Below are 21,007 nucleotides of genomic sequence, written 5' to 3'. Positions count from 1 at the left end.
GGCTTCGACGCTAGCGCCGCCGCCGCCGTACGCGCCGCACGACGCGCGCCCCGTGCGGCCCTCTGTCAGGGTCGGGGGCGTGATCCGTCTGGTCCGCGCCCCCGCCGCGCACTGGCCGACCACCGTGCCCGTGCTGGCCGTCGTCCTGCTGGTCCTCGCGTGGGGACGCGACCTGCCGGGAGCGGTGGTCGCGCTGCTGGCCTGCTTCCTGGCCGGGGCGGTGCTCGCCGCCGTGCATCACGCCGAGGTGGTCGCCCACCGGGTGGGCGAGCCGTTCGGCTCACTCGTGCTCGCCGTCGCGGTCACCGTCATCGAGGTGGCGCTGATCGTCACGCTCATGGCCGGCGCGGGCGACAAGAACAGCTCGCTGGCCAGGGACACCGTCTTCGCCGCCGTCATGATCACCTGCAACGGCATCGTCGGGCTCTGCCTCCTCATCGGCTCGCTGAAGCGGAAAGTGGCGGTCTTCAACGCCGAGGGCACCGGCGCGGCGTTCGCCACGGTCGCGACGCTCGCGGGCCTGAGCCTGGCGCTGCCGACGTTCACCACCAGCGCTCCGGGGCCGGAGTTCAGCCCCGCCCAGCTCGTCTTCGCGGCGTTCGCGGCCCTGGTGCTCTACGGGCTGTTCGTGATGACGCAGACCTGGCGGCACCGGGACTACTTCCTTCCGCTCACCACGCGGGGCGAGGTCGTCGACGGGGAGGAGCACGCCGATCCGCCGTCGCGGCGCACCGCCCGGGTCAGTCTCGGCCTGCTCGCCGTCTCGCTGATCGCGGTCGTCGGGCTGGCGAAGGGCGTGTCCCCGACGATCGAGTCGGGGGTGGCGGCGGCCGGGCTGCCCGCGTCGGTGGTGGGCGTCGTGATCGCGCTGCTCGTCCTGCTGCCGGAGTCGATCGCCGCCGTACGGGCCGCCCGGCGCGACCGGGTGCAGACCAGCCTGAACCTGGCCCTCGGCTCGGCCATGGCGAGCATCGGGCTCACCATCCCGGCGGTCGCCGTCGCCTCCGTCTGGATGGACGGGCCGCTGCTGCTGGGGCTCGGCGCCTCGCACATGGTCCTGCTCGCGCTCACCGTGGCCGTCGGGACGCTGACCTTCGTGCCGGGACGCGCGACCCCCCTCCAGGGTGGCGTGCACCTGGCACTCCTCGCGGCGTATCTGGTGCTCGCCGTCAGTCCGTGACGCCTCACTCCGGCAGGAGGTGGCCCCGGCGCGACAGCAGGAAGCGCTTGAAGGCCGCCACCGGCGGGGTGTCGGGGTGGCCGTCGAGCCACGCCAGTCCGATCTCCCGTACGGCGCGGGGGGCCGTCACCGTCAGCTCCCGCACGCCGGGCCGGGCCACCGCCGGGGGCGGCAGCAGAGCCACGCCGAGGCCGGCGGCCACCAGGCCGCGCAGGGTCTCCGCCTCCTCGCCCTCGAACGCGACCCGCGGCTTGAAGCCCGCCTCGGCGCACAGGTCGTCGGTGATGCGCCGCAGCCCGTAGCCCGGTTCGAGGGTCACGAACGCCTCGTCGGCGGCCTCCGCGAGCCGCACCCGCTTGCGGGTGGCGAGGCGGTGGTCGTCGGGGACGACCAGGCGCAGCCGCTGCTCGTCGAGGCGGCGGGCGACCAGGTCGGGGGCGTCGGGGACGGGCGAGGTCAGGCACAGGTCGAGGTCGCCGGCGCGCAGCCGCTCGATCATGGCTTCGCCGTAGTTCTGGACGAGCTGGAAGCGTACGCGCGGATGGTCGGCGCGGAAGGCCCGGAGCAGGCCCGGGACGGTCTCCGAACCCATCGTGTGCAGGAACCCGAAGGCGACCTTGCCGGTGGCCGGGTCGGCGTCGGCACGTACCGAGTCCGCCGCCCGCTCGACCTCGGCCAGGGCGCGGTCGACCGTCGTGAGGAAGGTCCGGCCGGCCGGGGTGAGGGCGACGGTACGGCCCCTGCGGGCGAAGAGGGCGACGCCCAGGTCCTCCTCCAGCCTGACCATGGCGCGCGAGAGCGTCGACTGCGGGACGGCCAACTCGTGCGCGGCGCGGGTGACGTGCTCGTGACGGGCGACCGCCGCGAAGTACGCGAGGCGCGGCGCGAGGACTTGCTGAATGTCTTCTTCGTAACTGCTGGGTGACAGCCGAAGCCGTGAGCTGGGGTTATGCACCATGGGATTGATTATCGCGGGTTTGTGCATTGGACGCATGAACCTGCCGTGTCTACGTTCGATGCATGCCTTCTGCCAGTACCAAGGCGTCCACCACCCATGTGGACGCCGACGCCGTTGTTCCCGACGCCGACTCCCGTCTCGCTCCCTCCGCTCCCGGCTACCGCCGTATGAGCTTCGCGCTCTTCGCCGCCGGGGTGGCGACGTTCGCCCTCCTCTACTCCACGCAGGCGCTGCTGCCGCTGATCTCCGCCGACTTCGGCGCGAGCGCGAGCGCCGCCAGCTGGACCGTCTCGGCCGCCACCGGCGCGCTGGCCCTGTTCGTCCTGCCGATGAGCGCCCTCTCGGAGCGCTTCGGACGCAGCCGCACGATGACGGTCTCGCTCATCGTCGCCGTCGCGGTCGGCCTGCTGGTTCCGTTCGCGCCCTCGCTGGAGTGGCTGGTGGCCCTGCGCGCGGTGCAGGGCGCCGCGCTGGCCGGTGTGCCGGCCTCGGCGATGGCCTTCCTCGCGGAGGAGGTACGGCCGAAGGCGCTGGTCGCGGCGATCGGGCTGTTCGTGGCGGGCAACTCCATCGGCGGGATGAGCGGGCGCATCGTGACCGGCTGGGCGGCCCAGCTGTGGGACTGGCGCGCGGCGCTCGCCGCCGTCGGCGTGATGTCGGTGGCGTGCGTGGTGGTGTTCCGGCTGATGCTGCCGAAGGCCCGCCACTTCACGCCCGGTTCGCTGAACCCGGGGGCGCTGGCGAAGACGGTCCGCGACCACCTGGCCGATCCGCTGCTGCTGCGGCTGTACGCGATCGGGGCGCTCTTCATGACCGTGTTCGGCGCGGTCTACACGGTGATCGGCTACCGGCTCGTGGAAGCCCCCTTCAGCCTCCCGCAGGGCGTCGTCGGCTCCGTCTTCCTGGTCTACCTCGTCGGTACGGTCTCCTCCGCGGCGGCCGGCAAGCTGGTCGCCCGCATGGGCCGCCGGGGCGCGCTGTACCTGGCGGTCTCGACCACGGCGGCCGGCCTGCTGCTCTCGGTGGCCGACGCGCTCGCCGCGGTGCTGGCCGGTCTGGTGCTGATCACCGCCGGGTTCTTCGCGGGGCACGCGGTGGCGTCGTCCTCGGTCAGCCGTACGGCGAAGACGGGGCGGGCGCAGGCTTCCGCGCTCTACCAGTCGGCGTACTACCTGGGCAGCAGCGTCGGCGGCACGCTCGGCGCGGTGGCCTTCCACGCCGGGGGCTGGGCGGGGACCGTGCTCCTCGGGCTGGTCGCGGTGCTCGGCGTCGTGTCGATCACGCTGTACGGGACCCGGGTCGCCCGGGTCGAGCAGCGCCAGCTGGTGGCGCTGCGGACGCGGAGCGCCGCGCGGGCCTGAGCGCCGTGGGCGCCTGGCGCCGCGCGGGCCTGAGCGCGCGCGGGCGTCGAAAAGCCCCGCCGGCCGCCGCGGAAGCGGGGCCGGAGCGTCGCGGCCCGGCTCCCGTGCCGGGTTTTCACAGCTGCGTCATGCTTGTCAGTGGGGTCCGGTAGCTTCCCAAGAGCTGGTGCCAAAGGCGGCGAGTGGGGTGGACCGATGAGTGATGTCGTGACGACGCAGGATCTGGATTCCCGGCTGGAGAAGCACCGGACCGAGCTGACCGGGTACTGCTACCGGATGCTGGGGTCCGCCTTCGAGGCCGAGGACGCCGTGCAGGACACGATGGTCCGGGCCTGGCGGAACTTCGACAAGTTCGAGGGGCGGTCGTCGCTGCGCTCCTGGCTGTACCGCATCGCGACCAACGTGTGTCTCGACATGCTCAACGCGGGCAACCGCAGGGCCCGCCCGATGGACCTGACGGCCGCGACCCCGGTGGCACAGGCGGCGCTCAACTCGCGCCCCGAGGCCACCTGGCTGGAGCCGGTGCCGGACGGGCGGGTGCTCCCCTCGGTGGCCGACCCGGCGGAGACCGCCGTCTCCCGCGAGAGCGTGCGCCTCGCGTTCGTCGCCGCGCTCCAGCACCTGCCGCCCAAGCAGCGGGCGGTGCTGATCCTGCGCGAGGTACTGGCCTGGAAGGCGAGCGAGGTCGCGGAGCTCCTGGAGACGACGGTCGCTTCGGTGAACAGCGCCCTCCAGCGGGCCCGCGCCACGATCGCCGAGCACGGCTCGAAGGAGACGGACACCGCCGACCCCCTGGACGAGGAGCAGCGCAAACTGCTGGAGCGGTACGTCGCGGCCTTCGAGGGGTACGACATGGCCGCGCTGACCGCGCTGCTCCACGAGGACGCCACGCTGTCCATGCCGCCGTACGACCTGTGGCTCCGGGGCCACGACGACATCGTCGGCTGGATGCTGGGCGTCGGCGAGGTGTGCCGGGGGTCGAAGCTGGTCCCGGTCGTGGCCAACGGCACGCCGGCCTTCGCCCACTACCACCCGAGCCGGTCGGGCGGCGGGGGCTTCGAGCCGTGGGCGCTCATGGTCGTCGAGATCGTGCACGGGAAGGTCAGCGGGATCACGTCCTTCCTGGACACGAAGCGCTGGTTCCCGCTCTTCGACCTGCCCGAGCGGCTCGAAAAGGAGTAGGAGAAGCGGGAGGAGACCGTTTCGCCGTGTCCGCGCTCCCGTGACCGGATTCCGGCGATACGACGGACTTTTCCTTCTATCCGTTACTGCCCTCCGATTGTCGCGTTGAAGGTGCGTGAAGGCCGCAAGCCCTGCGGTCGACCTCTTCATCTCGCAAGGAGACCTGATGTCGCATATCGCGAAGGCAGCTGCCGTCATCGCCGGCGCCGGTGCCATGGTGGCCGGCGGTGCCGGTCTGGCCGCCGCCGATGCCGGAGCGCACGGTGAGACCGTCAAGAACCCCGGCGTCATCTCGGGCAACGCGGTTCAGGTGCCGATCCACATCCCGATCAACCTCTGCGGCAACACCGTGAACATCGTCGGCCTGCTCAACCCGGCCTTCGGGAACGTGTGCGCGAACATCTCGGAGCACGGCGCCTACGGCCACTGATCCCCCTGCTTCACACGCCGCTGCGGCCTCCCCTTCGCGTTCGGGGAGGCCGCAGTCGTTGTGTCCGCCGGGTCCGGCGGGCCGCCGGCCGAGCGGCCGGAGCTAGGCGTAGCGGTAGATCCGGCTGTGGTCGAGGAGCTGCGCGGGCGTCACGTTCCACGGCGGCATCGGCTCGTGGAGGCTGAAGACCCGCCCGCTCTGCGCGTCGGACGCGGGCAGTTTGCGGCGCGGCAGGTAGCCGGAGTCCGGGTGCGCCTTCTGCCAGCGGTCCCAGAGCAGGTCCATGAAGGCGTGGTGGAGCCAGAACACCGGGTCGTTGGGTGAGGTGGCGCCCAGCATCACCCCGCCGACCCAGCGGTGGACCCGGTTGTGGTTGAACGTCGTGACAGTCCTGGCGGGCCCCCACCCCTCCATCCGGTTCCGGAACCCCTTGGTGACGGTGGAGTTCCACGGCGCGGTGTCGTACACCGGATCGCTCAGCGCCTTGGCCACGTCCTGCCGGGTCGGCAGCGAGACGGGGTCGGAGGGTCTGCCGAGGTCACGGGTGAGGAAGGAGCCGTCCCCGACCCGGGCACGGATGTTCCAGTTCCCGTTGGCGTGGGCGAACGCGCCCGTCATGACCTTCCGGTCACCGGCCCGGCCGGTGCCCCCGAGGAAGTCCTCCGCCCACAGCGAGGAGGCCGGGGAGTTGTCCCGCGTCCAGTCCCAGTACGGAACCGACACCCCCGGGTCGACGGACCGCAGGGCCCGTTCGAACTCCAGGAGGAAGCGGCGGTGCCACGGGAAGAAGGAGGGCGTCATGTGGCTGGCGCGCGGCTCCTCTTCGTCGTCCGTGACGTAGAGCTCGCCGTGCAGGGTGACGAACTCGTCGTAGCGCCCCGAGCGCTTGAGCTGGAGGAGCGCGCCGACGAGGCGCTTCTTCTCCGTACGGGTGAGGTCTCGCTGGTTCTTTCGGGTGTACACCACGGTCGGCCCTCCCGTTGTCAGAGGCGGTGCAGGGGGGACGGCGACAGCTGGGCGTCGCCCAGTTCGTCGACGGCGGCGCGCGCGGCGTCGAGCAGCGTCGGGAACGACTCATAGTGGTTCACCACGCTCAGGTAACTGCCGTCGGCGCGCCGCATCACATGCAGCGGGCGGCCGTCGATGCGGACCTCGACGTCCCGTACGGCGGCGACGGTCATGGCGTCGCCCGGCGCCGCCGGGCGGCGGGCGCCGGGCGCCCTCGCGGGCCGGGCTCCCCTGGCGGTGCCCTGGATGTGCCGGCCCCGGTACGTCTCGGCGAACCGCTCGGCGTACCGCTCCGGCTCCGTCCCGGCCTGCCGCGCCGCGGCCACGCGCGGGCCGTCGGCCGCCGGGGTTCCGGTTCCGGGCCGCTTGCCCAGGATCGGGGCGAGCGCCCCCGCGGTGCCCGCGATCACGCCCATCGCGAAGGCGCCGCGCAACAGAATGCGGCGCGTCAGGAAACCTCCTCGCACGGTCGCTGCGCTCCTGCACGTGATCAGGCCCATGCCGAACACCCCTTTGCCCCTCGCTCCGGTCCGCTTCCGCGATGTGCGCGTGCCTCGCTGTTGCCAACGACCCGTCGGCGAAACAGTTCTCGTACGGGATCGGCCGGCGTCCGTGCCGGGACGCCGGCCACCGGTGCGGGACCTCAGTCCATGAGCAGGGCGGCGGCGGGCGTGCCCTGCAGCACCGGCGTGACCAGCGCGAGCTGGGGCAGGACCGCCTCGGGCCGCCCTCCGCGGTCGGCGCGCGGCGCGGACAACGGCGCGCCCGCGGAGGCCCCCGGCATCGAGAGCGCCACGCTGGATGCCTCCGAGACGGCGCGCAGCGCGCCGAGGTCGGTCTGGCTCAGCGGCTCGTCGACGGGGAGTTCGAGCGTCGTCTCGGGGAGCTCGGCGGTGAACGGGACGGCGGGCAGCGCCCGGTCCGGCAGGAGCCGGCCGGTGACGTAACGCGGTCCGTCGGGCACGCCGGCCACGGGAATCGGGACGCCGGTGCGCAGCTCGGGGGCCTGGACCGGCAAGACCCTCTCCAGGTTCTCCAGCGGCAGGTCGACCGGCGCCGACGTACCGGCGGCGGCCGGTGACGCCGCCGCGGCGGTCGCCATGCATGCCATGAGTGCCGCCGCGACAGAACCTCGGGTGGTCAGCTTCATTGATACGTACGTCCCCTCTGAATCGCAGACACGCTGTCGCTCTGCAAGAACGAGCCAAACGCCCGAACCAGTGCATAGTTCCCCCGTCCGCAGCAACCGGCTTCGGACAAAACGGTCGTACGAGCTCCTGGAAGGTGTGGGTATGAAGATCCCGACGCAGGCGTCCACGCAACAGATGCTGCGGGCGCACAACGCCGATCTCGCCGATCCTGACTTCTGGCAACTGCCGCGCTCCGAGCGGCTGAACGCGTTCGCGCTGCTGCGCGGGCTCGACGCCCCGGTGCTGTTCGGGGACGGCGCGGCGGGGCGGCGCGGCCGTCCGGGCAAGGGGTTCTACGCGCTGGTGAAGCACGCGGACGTGGTGGAGGCGAGCCGGCAGCCGCGGCGGTTCGCGAGCGCTCCGGGCGTCACCACGCCGGAACCGGCCGCCTGGGCGAAGGCCGTGTTCGGGAACTCCATGGTCAACATGGACGGCGCCGAGCACGCCACGATGCGCCGGATCGTGTCGCGGGCCTTCACCCCGCGCCTGCTGGCCGCCGCCGAGGAGGACATCCGCGACGTCGCCGGGCGCGTGGTCGACGAGATGATCGCCGGGCGCCCGCACGACTTCGTGCCGTCGGTCGCCTCCCGGATGCCGTTCGAGATCATCTGCAACCTGATGGGCATCCCGGAGCGCTACCGGCCGGAGATCGCCGACCGCGTGAACCACGCGTCGGAGAACGTCGGCGTGAAACGCGGCGTGCGGGCCAGGCTGCGGGTGCCGGGGCGCGGCCTGCGGGCCCTGGCGCACATGCAGTTGGTCATGGCGAAGCTGGCGCGTGAGCGGCGCCGCCGTCCCACCGACGACCTGATCTCGGCGCTGGTGCGCGCGGACATCGACGGGCAGTCGCTGTCGTCCCGGCAGCTCGGCGCCTTCTTCTCCCTGCTGCTGGTGGCGGGGGTGGAGACGACGCGCAACGCCATCGCTCACGGACTGGCGCTGCTGACCGAACACCCGGAGCAGCGGGAGCTGCTGGTGGCCGACTTCGACCGGTACGCCGACGGGGCCGTGGACGAGATCGTCCGGCACTCGACGCCGATCATCCAGTTCCGCCGGACGGTGACGGCCGAATGCTCCCTGGGCGGACGGGAGTTCCGGCCCGGCGAGAAGGTGGTGCTCTTCTACGCGTCGGCCAATCGCGACGAGGCGGTGTTCGAGAATCCCGACGCCTTCGACATCACCCGGGACCCGAATCCGCATCTGGGGTACGGCGGCGGCGGTCCGCATTACTGCCTGGGGTCGCATCTGGCCCGGCAGGAGATGAAAGCACTGTTCCACGAATTGCTCACCAGGCCGCGGGATCTGCGGGCGGTGGGAATTCCCGAACTCGTCGACTCGAACTTCGACAACCGGGTCCGCGCGCTGCGTTTCGCTTTCGAGCCGTCCTGACCGGACGGGCCGGGGAAAACCGCGCAGCCCAAGGTCTGGCTGACCTTGGGCTGCACGGCCGGGAAGGCTCACTCCCGTGCGACCCCCGCTCAACGAGCGGGGGCGGTGCGCGTTACTCCCGTATCGCGCTCGGCTAATTCACCCGCGTGGCCGTTTTCGCGCGGCGGCATTTCGCCAATGGCCCAATGACGAGCATGCGGACAGCCCATTAGTACGACTTTCTGCCTACTGTCGGACGCGTCGGCACGTACGACCGATCGTAGGAGGAGTCATGTCCAAGAGGCGCCGTCTCACAGGCACCTGCGTCGGGACGGTTGCCATGGGTCTCGTCGTCGCCGGTGGTGCTCTCACGGGAGGTGCGGCGGGAGCGTCGGCCGCCGTGGATCCGCCCCCGGTCGCCAGCCCTTCCCCTGCCGCGGACGGGGAGCCGTCGCCTCTTCCGGCCATCGACGAAGGGCCCCCCGAGGGGCCGCCCGAGGACCCGCCCGAGGGGTCGTCTCCCGCCATCGGCGCCTACCTCGACTACGGGCCCGACGGCGTGAAGCGGATGGCCGGCCTTTCGGAGTGGCTGGGCGGCGCGGAGATCTCGGTCGGCCACACGTACCTGCCGGGTGACATGTGGAGAAACATCGAGGGCCGCCCCGAGTTCCTGCGCCCCTGGGCCGACTGGCGGCGCGGCGGGCGGGACCGGATGTTCGTCCTCAACGTGCCCATGATGGAGCGGAACGAGGAGCGCCTCGACGACGACGAGGTCCGCGACCTGCTGCGGGACGGTGCGCGGGGGCGCTTCGACCGCCATTACCGGAAGCTGGCCGCCAACCTGGTGAAGCTGGGCGTGCCGGACACCGTGATCGTCCTCGGCTGGGAGATGAACGGGACGACGTACTCGCACCGCTGCGCTCCCGACCCCGATGCCTGGAAGGCGTACTGGAACCGCGTCGTCGCGGCGATGCGCTCCGTCCCCGGCCAGCGGCTGCGCTTCGACTTCGCCCCCAACCGCGGCATCGACGCCATTCCCTGGACCGAGTGCTACCCGGGCGACGACGTCGTCGACATCATCGGCATGGACTCGTACGACCAGCCTCCCGGCGACACGTTCGAGCAGCAGGTGTCGGACCCGTACGGACTCCAGGCGCAGGTCGACTTCGCCGCCGAGCACGGAAAGGCGATCTCGTACCCGGAGTGGGGCCTGTTCCGCAACGGTGACAACCCCGCGTACATGGAGGGGATGCTCGACTGGATGGCCCGGCACAAGCCGCTGTACCAGACCATCACCGACTACTGCCCGCACGGCGTGTGGCAGTGCGACGAGAACCCCGAGTCGTCGGAGGTCTTCCGCTCCCGGCTGTCCGGGTGGCAGTCGCCGCCGGGCACGCAGACGCCGCCCTCCGCTCCCCCGTCCGCCCCGCCCCAGGCGCCCGCGCCGTCGCCGTCGACGACGAAGCCCGGGGAGGGCAAGCCGGCCAGACCGACGCCGACCGAGCCGCCGGAGAAGCCCGGCGACCCGGAGGAGACGAACTCCGGCGCATGGTGCGTGCCGATGGAGATGGGCGAATGGCTCAACCAGTGGCTGCGCGACTTCAGGGTCTGCGTGAAGCCCCGCCCCCCGAAGCACCGGACGTCCTGACCGCGCCCTCCGCGCGCCAGCTGTTCACCCGGTCGCGCCAGTCGCGCGCCGCCGGGAAGCGCGCGGTGACGGTCCCGGCGGCCCGGTCCCGCATGGTCACCTGCGACTCGCGCACGCGCAGCAGGGGCTCCAGCGCGGACCGGGCCAGCAGCAGGCGCTGGTTGGTGACCGCCGCCGGGCGCCAGTGGTTCTTGTACGCCTCCGAGCCGCGCAGCAGGCTCAGCACGGCGCGGCCCGAGCTCGCCGCCAGCTGCGCCTCGTGGCGCAGCAGCATCGTCGTCACGTCCACCTTCCTGTCCCGCAGCGCCGGGTCGGCTCCGTACAGGTAGCCGCCCGACAGGAGGCCGGACTGGAGCGTCATGCTGACCGCCACCACCTCGCCGCCCAGCCGGAACTCGGTGAGCGCGGCGTCGCCGTCCCGCAGCATCCGCCGCCCGGCTCGCACCAGGTGTGCGGCGAAGCGCGGTCTGAGGTGCTCGACGTTGACGCCCCGGCCGCGCCACTGCAGTTCGTGCAGGCGCAGCAGGCGGCCGACGGCCGCGGGCACCTCGTGCTCGCTCACCACGCGTCCCTCGACGCCCAGCGCGTCGATCTTGCGCAGCTTGGCCCGCACCCGCTGGGCCCGGCTGCTCGGCATCCGCCCGATCAGGTCGTCGATCGGCTCGGCCGGGAGTTCCATGCACGTCGAGTCCGCGAGGCGGCCCCGGGCGCCGGTCCATCTCTCGTACAGCAGCTCGGCCGCCCCGCCGGGCCGCACCTCGCGCAGGTCGATCACCGCCTGCCGGGCGGCACGGTCGAGGCCGCGTTCGAGCGCGGTGAGGGCGCCCTGCGTGTCGTCGTCGTCGACCAGTACGTCGGCGAAGTCGGAGATCGCGCCGCCGAGGGGCACGAGCAGCGGCATCGGGCGGTGGACGAGCATCAGCGGCGCGGCGCCGATCAGCCGGCCGTCGCGTCGGGCCAGAACGACGCGCAGGCGGCCTCGCGGGCCGTACGACAGCCACCAGGAGTGGAGCCAGGCGTGGCTCTGGAACGGTGTGGACGCGGCGCAGCGGCGGTGCAGCGCGTCCCACTCGGGCTGGAGCTGCGCGAACCGGGCGGGGTCCCGGCACAGGGTGACGGTGAGGCCCCGGCCGGCCATCACACCAGCTCCCGCTCGGCGTTGGCGGCGCCGGCGTTCGCCTTGGTCTTGGCGTTCGCCTTCGCCTTGGTGGTCGCCTTCGCGGCGCCGCCGGCGGCCGTCCTGCCGTTCGTTTTCGCGTCGGCGTTCGCCTGGGTGGGTGCGGTCGACGGGGCGGGCACCGGAGCCGACGCGGTCCGGCGGGGGCGCTTGGGGCGTACGAGAAGCGCCAGACCGCCGAGGAGGCCACCGGTGCAGCCGCCCACGGCGGCGCTGATGCCGGCGGAGGGGGACGCCGGCTCGGCCGGGGCGATCGCCTGGGAGAAGACGATCAGCTTGACGCCGGTGTTCTTCGAGACGTGGTTGCTGCTGACGAACACCGCTTCGGCGACCGCGTTGGCGATGTCCGCGGCGACGGCCGGCTTCGTGGCGGTGCCGGTGATCGCGATCATCGGCGAGTCGGGCGACGTCTCGGTGCTGACCTGGGTACGGAGCGCCTTCGGCGAGACCCCCGCGGCCACGCGGGCGTACGCGAGGGTGGAGTCGCTGGTGGTGATCCGGCCGTACGCCTGGGCGTAGCCGAGCGCCGCGTTCGGCTCGGAGCCCTTGGCGGGGACGGCCACGACGTAACTGGTGGCGGTGTACTCGGGCGTCTTGAGGACCCCGTACGACACTCCGCACAGCGTGCCGAGGAGGGCGCACACCGGCACCGGCCACCAGGCCGGTACGCGGGTGGCCCTCGCCCTTTCCGCGGTCTGCGCGAGGAGTCGGGCGAGGCGGCCGGGGGCGGCGGGGGTCTGCTGTTCCTGCCGCTGGTCGGGGGAATCGGTCATCGGTGGGCTTCTCTCCTGGTCGGGGGAGCGGAGGCGAGGACGCGTTCGTACACGTCCATGAGGCGGGCGCTGCTGCGTGCGATGTCGTAGTGGCCGACGGCGGGCGGGGGCGGCAGGCGGCGCGCTCCGCCCTCCATTCGCTGCCGCAGGGCCGCCGTCAGTTCACCGACGCTGCCGCTGATGCGGCGGGCGCCGGGTGCGTGGGCCGGGGGCAGGTCGTCGACGGCGGGGCAGGTGCGGTGGAGTACGGGCAGCCCCGCGGCCAGCGCCTCGACCACGGCCAGGCCGAAGGCCTCCTCCCGTGACGTCGACACGAAGACGTCCATGGCGGAGAGGAGGGCGGGGACGGAGGTGGCGAAGGTGGGGGGTGTGGTGGGAGTGGCGAGTGTGGTCAGAGTGGCGGGTGTGGGCTGGGTGTGACGAGTGGGCTGGGCGCCCCGGGTGGGCTCCGTGCCCGGCGTGGGCTCGGTGCCCCGGGTGGGCCCAGTGCCCGGCGTGGGCTCGGTGCCCCGGGTGGGCCCAGTGCCCGGCGTGAGCTGTGTGCCGGGTGTGTCGGGGCCGCATTCGCCCAGGAAGCGGATGCGGTCCGTGGCGCCCAGACGCGCCGTCAGCGTGCGCAGCGCGTCCGTCTCGGGGCCGTCGCCCGCCAGCAGGAGCCACGCGCCGGGCAGCGCCGCCACCGCGCGGACCAGGACGTCGAACCGCTTGCCCGGCACGATCCGGCCCACGCCGCCGACCACGAACGCGTCGGCGGGGACGCCGAGCCGCGCGCGGGTGGCGGCGCGCAGTACGGCGTCGAAGCGGAACCGCGCGGCGTCGATGCCGTTGGGGACGACGTGGATGCGCGCGGCCGGTACGCCCCAGTCGCGCAGGCGCCCCGCCACGGTCGTGGAGACGGCCACGGTCGCCGAACCGAGGCGTTCGGTCGCCAGGTACAGCGCGCGGGCCCCCCGGGTCAGCGGGCGGCCTTCGATCTCCGTCTTCCCCAGCGAGTGCTCCGTGGCGACCGTGGCCCCGACTCCCGCCAGCCGGGCGGCGATCCGCCCGTAGACGCAGGCGCGGTACAGGTGCGTGTGGACGAGGTCGTACCCGCCGCGGCGCACGAGCCGGGTCAGGGCGGGCAGCGCCCTGAGGTCCCGGTTGCCGCCCATCTCCAAGTGGGTGACGCGGACGCCGTCCGCGCGCAGCCCCTGGGCCACCGGACCGGGGTTCGTCAGCGTGACCACGTCGCAGGACACCGGCAGGTGCCGCAGCAACAGGCGCAGTTGCTGCTCGGCTCCCCCGACGCCGAGGCCGGTGATGACGTGCAGCGCCTTCATCGGGCGGCGCCGTGACGGGCGAACCGGTGCCGTGCGCGCTTCGCCCACAGGCGCAGCTCCCGGTCGGCGTGGCTGACGTGGGTGCGCGGCAGGGCGTACGGGCCGAGCAGGGGGCCCGGGGTGATGGCGAAGCCGTGGGCGTAGCCGGCGTCCCGCACCGACCGGACCGCTCTGGGGTCGGCGTTCCCGTACGGGTAGCAGAAGCTGTCCGGGGCGGTTCCGGTGATCTCGCGGATAAGTTCCCGGCTCTCCGCCGTCTCCCGGCGCAGCTCGGCGTCGGAGAGGTCCGTCAGGCGCCGGTGGTACAGGCCGTGCGAGCCGACGTGCATGCCCGCCCGTGCGACTTCGGCGATCTCGTCCCGGGTGAGCAGGGGCTTGCGGGGGCCGAGCGGGTCCCACGCGTTGGAGCCGCCGCACCGGCCGGGCAGGACGAACACGGTGGCCGTGCAGGCGTGCCGGCGCAGTACCGGCAGGGCCTCGTGCAGGAAGTCGGCGTAACCGTCGTCGAAGGTCAGGCCGACCAGGCCGGCGGCGCGGCCCGCCGCGTGGGCGCGCAGCAGCGTGCCCGCGTCCACACCTTTGAGTCCCCGGCGGCTCAGCCAGGTCAGGTGCCGGTCGAGTCGGCCGGGGGCGACGGTGATGCCGTACGGGTCGTCCGCCGGGTCGGCCACCGAGTGGTACATCAGGATCCACGGCGGGGCGTGCGGGCCGGACGGGGGGCGTCCGGGCAGGTGCTCGGGGCGGGGGTGCTCGGAGTGCTCGCAGTGCTTCGATTGCTCGGAGCAGGGGTGCTTGGAGCGTGCGGCGTTGCGGGTCGCCGTTTCAGCGGCCATGACGGAACCTCTGTCGGGTGAGGGCCAGCAGGTGAACGACCTCCGGGGCCCGTACCGCGAGCCCGGAGAGAACGAAGACGGCGGGCACGAGGACGCAGCCGGCGGCCACGCTCAGCAGGGGGCCGCCCGGCGTCACCGGCGCCGCCGCCCAGCCCGCGGCGGCGGCCGCGGCGGCGGCGGTCGTCAGGCGGGCCAGGGCGGCGGCGACCGTCCGTACGCGGATGGGGACCACGCGCGAGCCGAGGCCGCCGAGGAGGAGCAGGGCCGTCGTACTGATGCCGACGGCGTTCGCCGCCGCGATGCCGTGCACGCCGAAGCTCTCCACCGCCGCGGCGCCGGCGGCGGTGGTGACCACCAGTCCGGCGGCCATCGCGGCGGCCGGGTACCAGGTGGGGCGGCCCGCGGAGAAGAACGGGCGGCTCAGGGCGCCCACCAGGCAGTGGCCCAGGAGCCCGACCGCGTACACGCGCATGACGGTCGACGTGGTGGCGGTGTCCCGCGCGTCGAACGCGCCGCGCTCGAAGAGGACTTCGATGATCTGCGGCGCGTAGCCGAGCACCATCGCGGTACCGAGCAGGACGACCATCGCGGCCAGGGCCAGGTCCCTTTCGACCCTGCGGCGGGCTCCCTCCTCGTCCCCCTCCGCCATCGCGCGGGCGACGACCGGGTACGTCACCGTGCAGATCATGAGCGACAGCACCATCGGCATCTGCGCGACCTTCTGCGCGTAGTTCAGGTGCGAGATGGCTCCGCCGGGGAGCGGTGACGCAAGGAAGCGCTCGACCAGGACCTGGGCCTGGCGGCCCACCGCGAACAGCACTACGGGGGCCAGGACCGCTGGGGGGAGGAGGTGGGCCAGGGCTGTGGGTGTGCTGGTGGGGGGGAGTGTGCGGGTGGTGGAGGTGGTGCTGTTGGTGCTGGTGCTGGTGGGAGGGGGTGAGTGCGTTGCTTTTGTCAGGTGCAGGAAGGTGGGGAGCTGGGTCAGGATCATCAGGACGCTGCCTGCGGCTACACCGGCCGCGGCTGCCCTCACGCCCCAGAGGGAGTGCAGGGTCAGCGTCGTGGCGATGATCCCCACGTTGTACGCCGCGTAGACGCCGGCCGGCAGCAGGAACCGTCCGTGCGCGCGCAGGGCGGCGCTGAAGTATCCGGTGATGCCGAAGGTGAGCACGGTGACGGCCGTCAGGCGGGTGCACTCGATCGCCAGCGCCGGGTCGCTGAAACCTGGCGCCAGCAGTCCCACCAGCCAGGGCGCGCCCAGGATCAGCAGCACGGCCGTGCAGGCCAGCCCTGCGCAGAGCCGGGGAAGCGTGGCCAGGACCAGTGCGCGCACGGCGTCGTGCGAGAGGGTCGGGTCCTGGGTGCGCTGGGCGGCCCGTCGGGCCAGGGCGTGGCTGAAGGCAGGGACCAGGAGGAGCGCCATGGCGTCCTCGATCAGGAGGGTGGACGCCATTTCCGGCACGGTCCACGCGATCAGGAAGGCGTCGCTCTCCACGCTCGCACCGAAGAGGTGGGCGATGGTCTGGTCCCTCAGGAGGCCCAGCAGTGCCCCGGCTGCGGTCAGGGCGGCGGTGACGGCGGCGGCTCTGGCCAGGAAGCGGCCCAGCCGGGGGGGTGCGGTGCTCGGTCCCTCCGGGGGGTTCGGGATCGGGGGGGTCGGTTGCGGGAGGTTGCGGCTCGGGGGCTTCGGGGTCGGTGCCGCGCCGGGGCGTCTCCTCGGGCGCCGAACGTTCGGGGAGGTGTGGTCTTCGGGGTGGTTGCGTTCGACACCCTGCGGGGAGCGCCCCGGCACGTCCCCTCCTGGCACCGTGGAGGGCGACGCCGGGGGTGCGGGAGTGGTGGAAGCCTTCGGTGCCAGGGGTGCGGGAGCCGTCGAAACCCTCGGTGGTGGGGAGGTCGGAGCGCCAGGGGCCGGGGAGGGGGGCTCGGGGGGTGCTTGTGTGGGGGTTGGGTGGGGGCCGTTTTGTACGGGGGTGTCTGTCATCGCGGTGCCTCGGAGGCCAGGGCCCACCAGGCCGCGAGGCCCAGGACGATGCCGGTGAGGACCGTCGAGGGGCCGCCGATGTCGGCGTACAGGAAGTCGACCGTCTGGTAGACCGCCAGGCCCACGGCCGCCAGGCCGCAGTCCGCCGCGGGGTGGGCCTTCCGCAGTCGGCGCAGGGATGCCGTCAGGACCGCCGCCCAGGTGCCCACGAAGGCCGTGAGGCCGATCAGGCCCTGCTCGCTGAGGACCAGGAGGTACATGTTGTGCGGCGAGAGGAGGGGCTGCTTGTGGAACGTCTGGCCCGCTCCCGCCGTGTCGCTGCCCGAGGAGAGGCCGATCGACGCGTGGCCGTCGCGGTGGACGGGGAAGCCCTTGAGGCCCACTCCGGTGGCGGGGTTGTCCTGCCACATGCTCGCGGCGGCGGCCCACATCGTGTACCGGTCGTTGACCGAGCGGTCGGGGGCCTTCGTCACCTCGGTGATGCTGGTGAGGCGTTCGGAGATCATCTGTGAGCCGACGCCGAAACCGCCCACCAGCACGACACCGGCCGCCGTCACGGCGGCCAGGGCCTTGGCCGCCTGGCGCGGGCCGGTGAGGAGGATCATGGCCACGGCGGCGATCGCCGTGGCGATCCACGCCCCACGGCTGAAGGACACGGCCAGCGGGACGGTCAGTGCCGCCGAGGCCGCGATCGCGCAGGGGCGCACCCAGGGCGGCGCGGTCTTCGGCGTGCGGAGCGCCAGGGCCAGGGTCGCCAGCAGGCCGTACGAGACGACCGTGGCCATGCCCATGACGTCGGTGGGGCCGAACGTGCCCACCGCTCTGATGTCCTCGCCCCGGTACGACGCGCCGGTGCCGGTCGCGTACTGGTAGACCCCGGTCGCGCCCTGGGCGAGCGCCAGGACGATCAGAGCGCCGGTGACGACGCGGAAGTGGTGGGGGGTGCGCAGGAGGAGGACCACCGCCGCTGGGACCAGGACGAAGACCTGGAGGTAGCGGACGAAGCCGGTGAGGGCGGCGGTCGGGTCCGTGGCGGTCGCCGTGGCCACGGCGATGCCGACGGCGGGCAGGCCGAGGATGAGGGCAGCGGCGGGGGTGAGGGGGCGGCGGCGGAGCGCCGTGACCAGGGCGGCGGCCACCAGGGCGCAGGACGCGATGTCGGCCGGCGTGATGTTGGCCGACGGGCCGGCTGCCGCTGCCTGCACGGGCATCGCCAGCAGCAGCACCGTGGCGATCAGCGGGAGGAGGGGGAGGCGGACGCGGGGTGCCGCCGTCGCCCACAGGAGGGTCATGCTCAGCTGCCTCCGAGCCGGAACAGGGAAGCGGCGGTGCGCGTGAGGATGCACACGTCCTGCCAGAGCGACCAGGTCTCGATGTAGTGGTTGTCGAATCGGGCGCGGTCCTCGATCGAGGTGTCGCCGCGCAGACCGTTGACCTGGGCCAGGCCGGTGATGCCCACGGGCATCCGGTGGCGGGCCTGGTAGCCGGGGTAGGCGCGGCTGAACTTCGTGACGAAGTACGGGCGTTCGGGGCGGGGGCCCACCAGGCTCATGTCGCCGCGCAGGACGTTCCACAGCTGGGGCAGCTCGTCGAGGGACGTGCGCCGCAGGATGTTGCCGGTGGGGCTCATGCGGTGGTCCGTGGCGACGCTCCAGCGCGTGGCGGACTCGTGCTCGTCGGCCGGGCGGAGCGTACGGAACTTCAGGAGCGTGAAGGGGCGGCCGTCGCGGCCGATGCGCTCCTGGCGGAAGATGACGCCGGGGCCGTCGGAGAGGCGTACGGCGAGGGCGCACACGGCCATCACCGGCGCGGCGGCCACCAGCGCCATCGCGGCCACGAGGGCGTCCATGGCCCGTTTGGCCGCCCGGGACAGGGGTCTGCCGGTGAGCAGGGGCCGTACGGCGAAGCCCCACAGGTGGTCCGGGTTCTTGACGGGCGTACGGCCCTCCACCTGCCACAGGCGGCAGTCGTGTTCGGCGAGGAGGGCGACGAGCCGGGCGTCGGGGAGCTGGTCGGGCGCGTGGGTGAAGACGGCGTGGCGTACGGAGTTCTGGATGACCGCGCGGGTCACGTCCTCCGGCGTCGTCAGTACCGGCAGCGGGTCCGTGGTCGCTTCCGTGTGCGTCTCGTCGACCCGGCCCACCGGGCGCAGGCCGTACTCGGCTCTCGTGTGCAGGGCCGCCGCGACCTGCTGCGCGACCGGGCCACGGCCCACGATCAGGGCCGACTGCGGGCGCCGGGCCGCCGTCCGGCGGCGGATGCGGTAGACGGCGGCGCGGCCGGTGCAGCTCAGCAGCGTCTGGGCGGCGACGGCGAGGGCGAGGGTGCTCCAGGGCAGGGCGTGCCGCGGGGCGTACGCCGCGAGGGCTTCGGCGGTGGCGTACCACTGGATCAGCGCGACGAGGAGCAGCGGGGGGAGGTCGGCGAGCGCCGACGGGGACAGGCGGGGGCGGTAGAGGCCGCGGTAGGTGTGCAGCGCCAGCATGAGCGCCGCGAGGGGGACGAGCACCGGCGCCGGCCACGGCGTCAGCGCCAGCGTGAGGGCGACCGCCAGCGCGTCGGCCGTGAGCGGTCCCGCGACGGGGCCGCTGCGGCGGATGCTCCGGGGGGCGAGGGGCACGGGGCGCCGGCGGGTGGCGCTCCGCGGCGGTCGGACCGTCGGGGCGGCCGGTGCCACGGCCGTGGTCTGGGCGAATGCACTCTCCGTCGTCATCGCTCGGTGCGCTTCCTCGTCATGGGTCGGTGCAGGCTGAGAAGTTCCCGATAGAGGTCGGAGACGGCCGCGGCGGTTGTGCGCACGTCGCGGGCCGACCGCGTGTGGGTGTGGGCCTCGCGGCCGAGGGACGCGCGGAGCCCGGGGTCGGTGAGCAGTGCGCTGAGGGCGGCCGCGAGGGCCGCCGGGTCCTCGGGCGGCACGAGGCAGTGGGCCTCCTGGCCGGGCGGCAGGCTCTCCCGGGCGCCGCTCACGTCGGTGAGTACGACGGGCCTGCCGCAGGCCATGGCTTCGAGCGGGGCCAGCGCCATGCCTTCCCAGCGGGACGGCAGGACGACGACGTCGGCGGCGTGGAACCACGGCCGGGTGTCGCGGCATGCGCCCGCGAAGATCACGCCCGGCGGGGCGTCCGCCTCCAGCCGCTCGCGGTCGGGCCCGTCGCCCACCAGGACCAGCCGGGCGCCGGCCACCGTCACCTGCCGCCAGGCCGCCAGCAGGATGTCCTGGCCCTTCTGGCGGCACAGGCGGCCGACGCAGACCGCCAGGGGGGCTCCGGCGGGGAGGCCGGAGAGGAGGGGCAGCGCGGCGCGGGCGGGAGCCCGGCTCGCCCCCTCGTCGGGGCGGAAGTGCCGCAGGTCGACGCCGTTGCGGATCACCGACCAGCGGGCGGCGATGCCGGCCTCCTCGCCCGTTCTGCGCTCGGTCTCGCTCACGCACAGGGTCCTCGCGGCCCAGCGGGCCCCGTACCGCTCCCATGTGCGGGCGAGGGCGGCCTGCCGGCCCTGTACCGCCTCGAAGGACCAGGCGTGCGGCTGGAAGACGGTCGGCACCCGGCCGCGCAGAGCCAGCCGGCCGGCGAGCCCGGCCTTGGCGCTGTGGGCGTGCACCACGTGGGGGCGGCTCTGGCGGATGAGCCGGGCGGCGGTCATGACCTCGCCGGCCAGGTGTGCGCCGGGAGCGCGTTCGGCGGGCCAGGCGTGTACGCGCGCCCCTGCCGCGGCGGCCTCGGAGGCCAGGGCGCCGTCCGGCGGACAGGCCACGACGGCGCGCAGCCCTTCGGCCGTCTGCGCTCTGACGAGATCGGTGACAACGCGCGCGACTCCCCCTTCCACCGGCTGAACGAGATGAAATACCGTCAGTTGGTTGTGCTCAATCCAACTTTGTTGCGGCACGGGCGGCTCTCTTCATACGTGGACCGTAGAACTGACCGAGAAAGCAACCGCGGATTTCGGCTTTCCAACAAGGCGTCAAAAGCAGAAGTGAACTTTGTCAGAAAGACAGTGGGAAAATCACGCATGAACGCGCCTGTTCGGCCATTTGGAGCCGTGCGGGGGAAAGGCGTTCCGGCAGCCTTCACATGCTGCGAAAGGCCGTTGTGAAGCGCGAGGGAAACCACCCATCGGGTGATCGCGTCGAAAAGGACTACTGCCCGGTAGGCGCGTGGGGCTCCTCGGGCTCGCCGAGCCCGGCCAGGCGCAGCAGCGCCAGCAGGTCCGGGCGGGCGCCCCGCAGCCGCAGGCGGCAGCCGGCCCGGCGGGCGGTGAGCCGGAGGCGGGCCAGCGCCTCGACGGCGGTGAGGTCCGGCTCCGTCAGCCGGGCGACGTCGCAGAACACCTCGGTGGCGACCGCATCGCACAGCAGGTCGTCCAGCCGGGAGCACAGCAGGGGGACGTCGGCAGGGGTCACCCGGCCGGCGACGACGAGAACGGTCGGCATCGTGGCATCCACAGGGGGAAGACCCGGGCGGGCGCCGGAACTCATCGGAGAACGGAAGCGGGGGGGGGGGGAGACGCCCGACACCACCCCCTTTTTTTTTTTTTTCGTTCTTAACCCCCCCCCCCCCCCCCCCGGTTCTTCTTTTCGCCCTTTCCCTCCCTGGACCA

General features: G+C 73.2%; 19 protein-coding genes. 6 read left to right on the top strand and 13 right to left on the bottom strand.

From position 1 onward, the window contains the following. Positions 1–79 precede the first annotated feature (79 nt). The gene (locus tag AC07FK_RS14165) at positions 80–1,180 is read left to right on the top strand and encodes a calcium:cation antiporter (RefSeq protein ID WP_479105144.1); all 1,101 of its coding nucleotides are present in this window, start codon (positions 80–82) and stop codon (positions 1,178–1,180) included. Between the two features lie 4 nt (positions 1,181–1,184). Here AC07FK_RS14165 and AC07FK_RS14160 read toward each other — a convergent pair whose 3' ends face one another. Then, entirely contained in the window at positions 1,185–2,138 is a 954-nt protein-coding gene (locus tag AC07FK_RS14160; protein WP_479105143.1) for a LysR family transcriptional regulator, read from the bottom strand. 62 nt (positions 2,139–2,200) lie between these two features. On the opposite strand from AC07FK_RS14160, the gene AC07FK_RS14155 reads away from it, so the two are divergent. The 3 genes from AC07FK_RS14155 (at position 2,201) to AC07FK_RS14145 (ending at position 5,111) form a co-directional block, all read left to right on the top strand. Then, entirely contained in the window at positions 2,201–3,499 is a 1,299-nt protein-coding gene (locus tag AC07FK_RS14155; RefSeq protein ID WP_479105142.1) for an MFS transporter, read from the top strand. 195 nt (positions 3,500–3,694) lie between these two features. Further along, the gene (locus AC07FK_RS14150) at positions 3,695–4,681 is read left to right on the top strand and encodes a sigma-70 family RNA polymerase sigma factor (RefSeq protein WP_479105141.1); all 987 of its coding nucleotides are present in this window, start codon (positions 3,695–3,697) and stop codon (positions 4,679–4,681) included. A gap of 166 nt (positions 4,682–4,847) precedes the next feature. Next, positions 4,848–5,111, top strand: coding sequence for a chaplin (locus AC07FK_RS14145; RefSeq protein ID WP_479105461.1), 264 nt, complete (start codon positions 4,848–4,850; stop codon positions 5,109–5,111). Between the two features lie 102 nt (positions 5,112–5,213). On the opposite strand, the gene AC07FK_RS14140 is transcribed toward AC07FK_RS14145, so the two are convergent. The 3 genes from AC07FK_RS14140 to AC07FK_RS14130 form a co-directional block, all read right to left on the bottom strand. Then, entirely contained in the window at positions 5,214–6,074 is an 861-nt protein-coding gene (locus AC07FK_RS14140; protein WP_479105460.1) for a tyrosinase family protein, read from the bottom strand. Between the two features lie 20 nt (positions 6,075–6,094). Then, positions 6,095–6,619: a tyrosinase family oxidase copper chaperone gene (locus AC07FK_RS14135; protein WP_479105140.1), complete on the bottom strand. Its 525-nt coding sequence runs from the start codon at positions 6,617–6,619 to the stop codon at positions 6,095–6,097. A gap of 143 nt (positions 6,620–6,762) precedes the next feature. Further along, positions 6,763–7,221 carry a hypothetical protein gene (locus tag AC07FK_RS14130; RefSeq protein ID WP_479105139.1) on the bottom strand — a complete coding sequence of 153 codons (459 nt, stop codon included), beginning with the start codon at positions 7,219–7,221 and terminating at the stop codon, positions 6,763–6,765. A 190-nt stretch (positions 7,222–7,411) separates the two neighbouring features. Between AC07FK_RS14130 and AC07FK_RS14125 the strand changes: the two genes are divergently transcribed. Further along, entirely contained in the window at positions 7,412–8,698 is a 1,287-nt protein-coding gene (locus AC07FK_RS14125; RefSeq protein ID WP_479105138.1) for a cytochrome P450, read from the top strand. 271 nt (positions 8,699–8,969) lie between these two features. Next, positions 8,970–10,325, top strand: a complete 1,356-nt coding sequence (locus tag AC07FK_RS14120) for a glycoside hydrolase family 26 protein (RefSeq protein WP_479105137.1) — start codon at positions 8,970–8,972, stop codon at positions 10,323–10,325. Here the strand turns inward: AC07FK_RS14120 and AC07FK_RS14115 are convergent. The 9 genes from AC07FK_RS14115 to AC07FK_RS14075 form a co-directional block, all read right to left on the bottom strand. Beyond that, positions 10,279–11,463, bottom strand: coding sequence for a GNAT family N-acetyltransferase (locus tag AC07FK_RS14115; protein ID WP_479105136.1), 1,185 nt, complete (start codon positions 11,461–11,463; stop codon positions 10,279–10,281). The two genes, AC07FK_RS14120 and AC07FK_RS14115, sit on opposite strands and share 47 nt — an antisense overlap. Continuing rightward, positions 11,463–12,275 (bottom strand): YveK family protein, encoded by an 813-nt coding sequence (locus tag AC07FK_RS14110; RefSeq protein ID WP_479105135.1) that lies wholly within the window; start codon positions 12,273–12,275, stop codon positions 11,463–11,465. Before AC07FK_RS14110 ends, AC07FK_RS14115 begins: the two co-directional genes overlap by 1 nt. Beyond that, a complete protein-coding gene (locus AC07FK_RS14105) occupies positions 12,272–13,594 on the bottom strand; it encodes a glycosyltransferase (RefSeq protein WP_479105134.1) in 1,323 nt (440 codons plus the stop codon). The genes AC07FK_RS14110 and AC07FK_RS14105 overlap by 4 nt, the downstream gene beginning before the upstream one ends. After that, on the bottom strand, positions 13,591–14,277 hold the full coding sequence (locus AC07FK_RS14100; protein WP_479105459.1) for a polysaccharide deacetylase family protein: 687 nt from the start codon (positions 14,275–14,277) through the stop codon (positions 13,591–13,593). The genes AC07FK_RS14105 and AC07FK_RS14100 overlap by 4 nt, the downstream gene beginning before the upstream one ends. A 139-nt stretch (positions 14,278–14,416) precedes the next feature. After that, on the bottom strand, positions 14,417–16,411 hold the full coding sequence (locus AC07FK_RS14095; protein WP_479105133.1) for a lipid II flippase MurJ: 1,995 nt from the start codon (positions 16,409–16,411) through the stop codon (positions 14,417–14,419). Then, positions 16,408–17,703, bottom strand: a complete 1,296-nt coding sequence (locus tag AC07FK_RS14090) for an O-antigen ligase family protein (RefSeq protein WP_479105132.1) — start codon at positions 17,701–17,703, stop codon at positions 16,408–16,410. Before AC07FK_RS14090 ends, AC07FK_RS14095 begins: the two co-directional genes overlap by 4 nt. Positions 17,704–17,705: 2 nt before the next feature. Further along, positions 17,706–19,124, bottom strand: a complete 1,419-nt coding sequence (locus AC07FK_RS14085; RefSeq protein ID WP_479105131.1) for an exopolysaccharide biosynthesis polyprenyl glycosylphosphotransferase — start codon at positions 19,122–19,124, stop codon at positions 17,706–17,708. After that, positions 19,121–20,236 carry a glycosyltransferase gene (locus AC07FK_RS14080; protein ID WP_479105130.1) on the bottom strand — a complete coding sequence of 372 codons (1,116 nt, stop codon included), beginning with the start codon at positions 20,234–20,236 and terminating at the stop codon, positions 19,121–19,123. Before AC07FK_RS14080 ends, AC07FK_RS14085 begins: the two co-directional genes overlap by 4 nt. Before the next feature lie 310 nt (positions 20,237–20,546). Continuing rightward, positions 20,547–20,840, bottom strand: a complete 294-nt coding sequence (locus tag AC07FK_RS14075; RefSeq protein ID WP_479105129.1) for an STAS domain-containing protein — start codon at positions 20,838–20,840, stop codon at positions 20,547–20,549. Positions 20,841–21,007: the final 167 nt, after the last annotated feature.

It is taken from the genome of Streptomyces sp. NPDC046122 (genome assembly GCF_056429965.1).
Note: the sequence above shows the minus strand (reverse complement) of the source record. Positions and strands in the feature narration are given on the sequence as shown.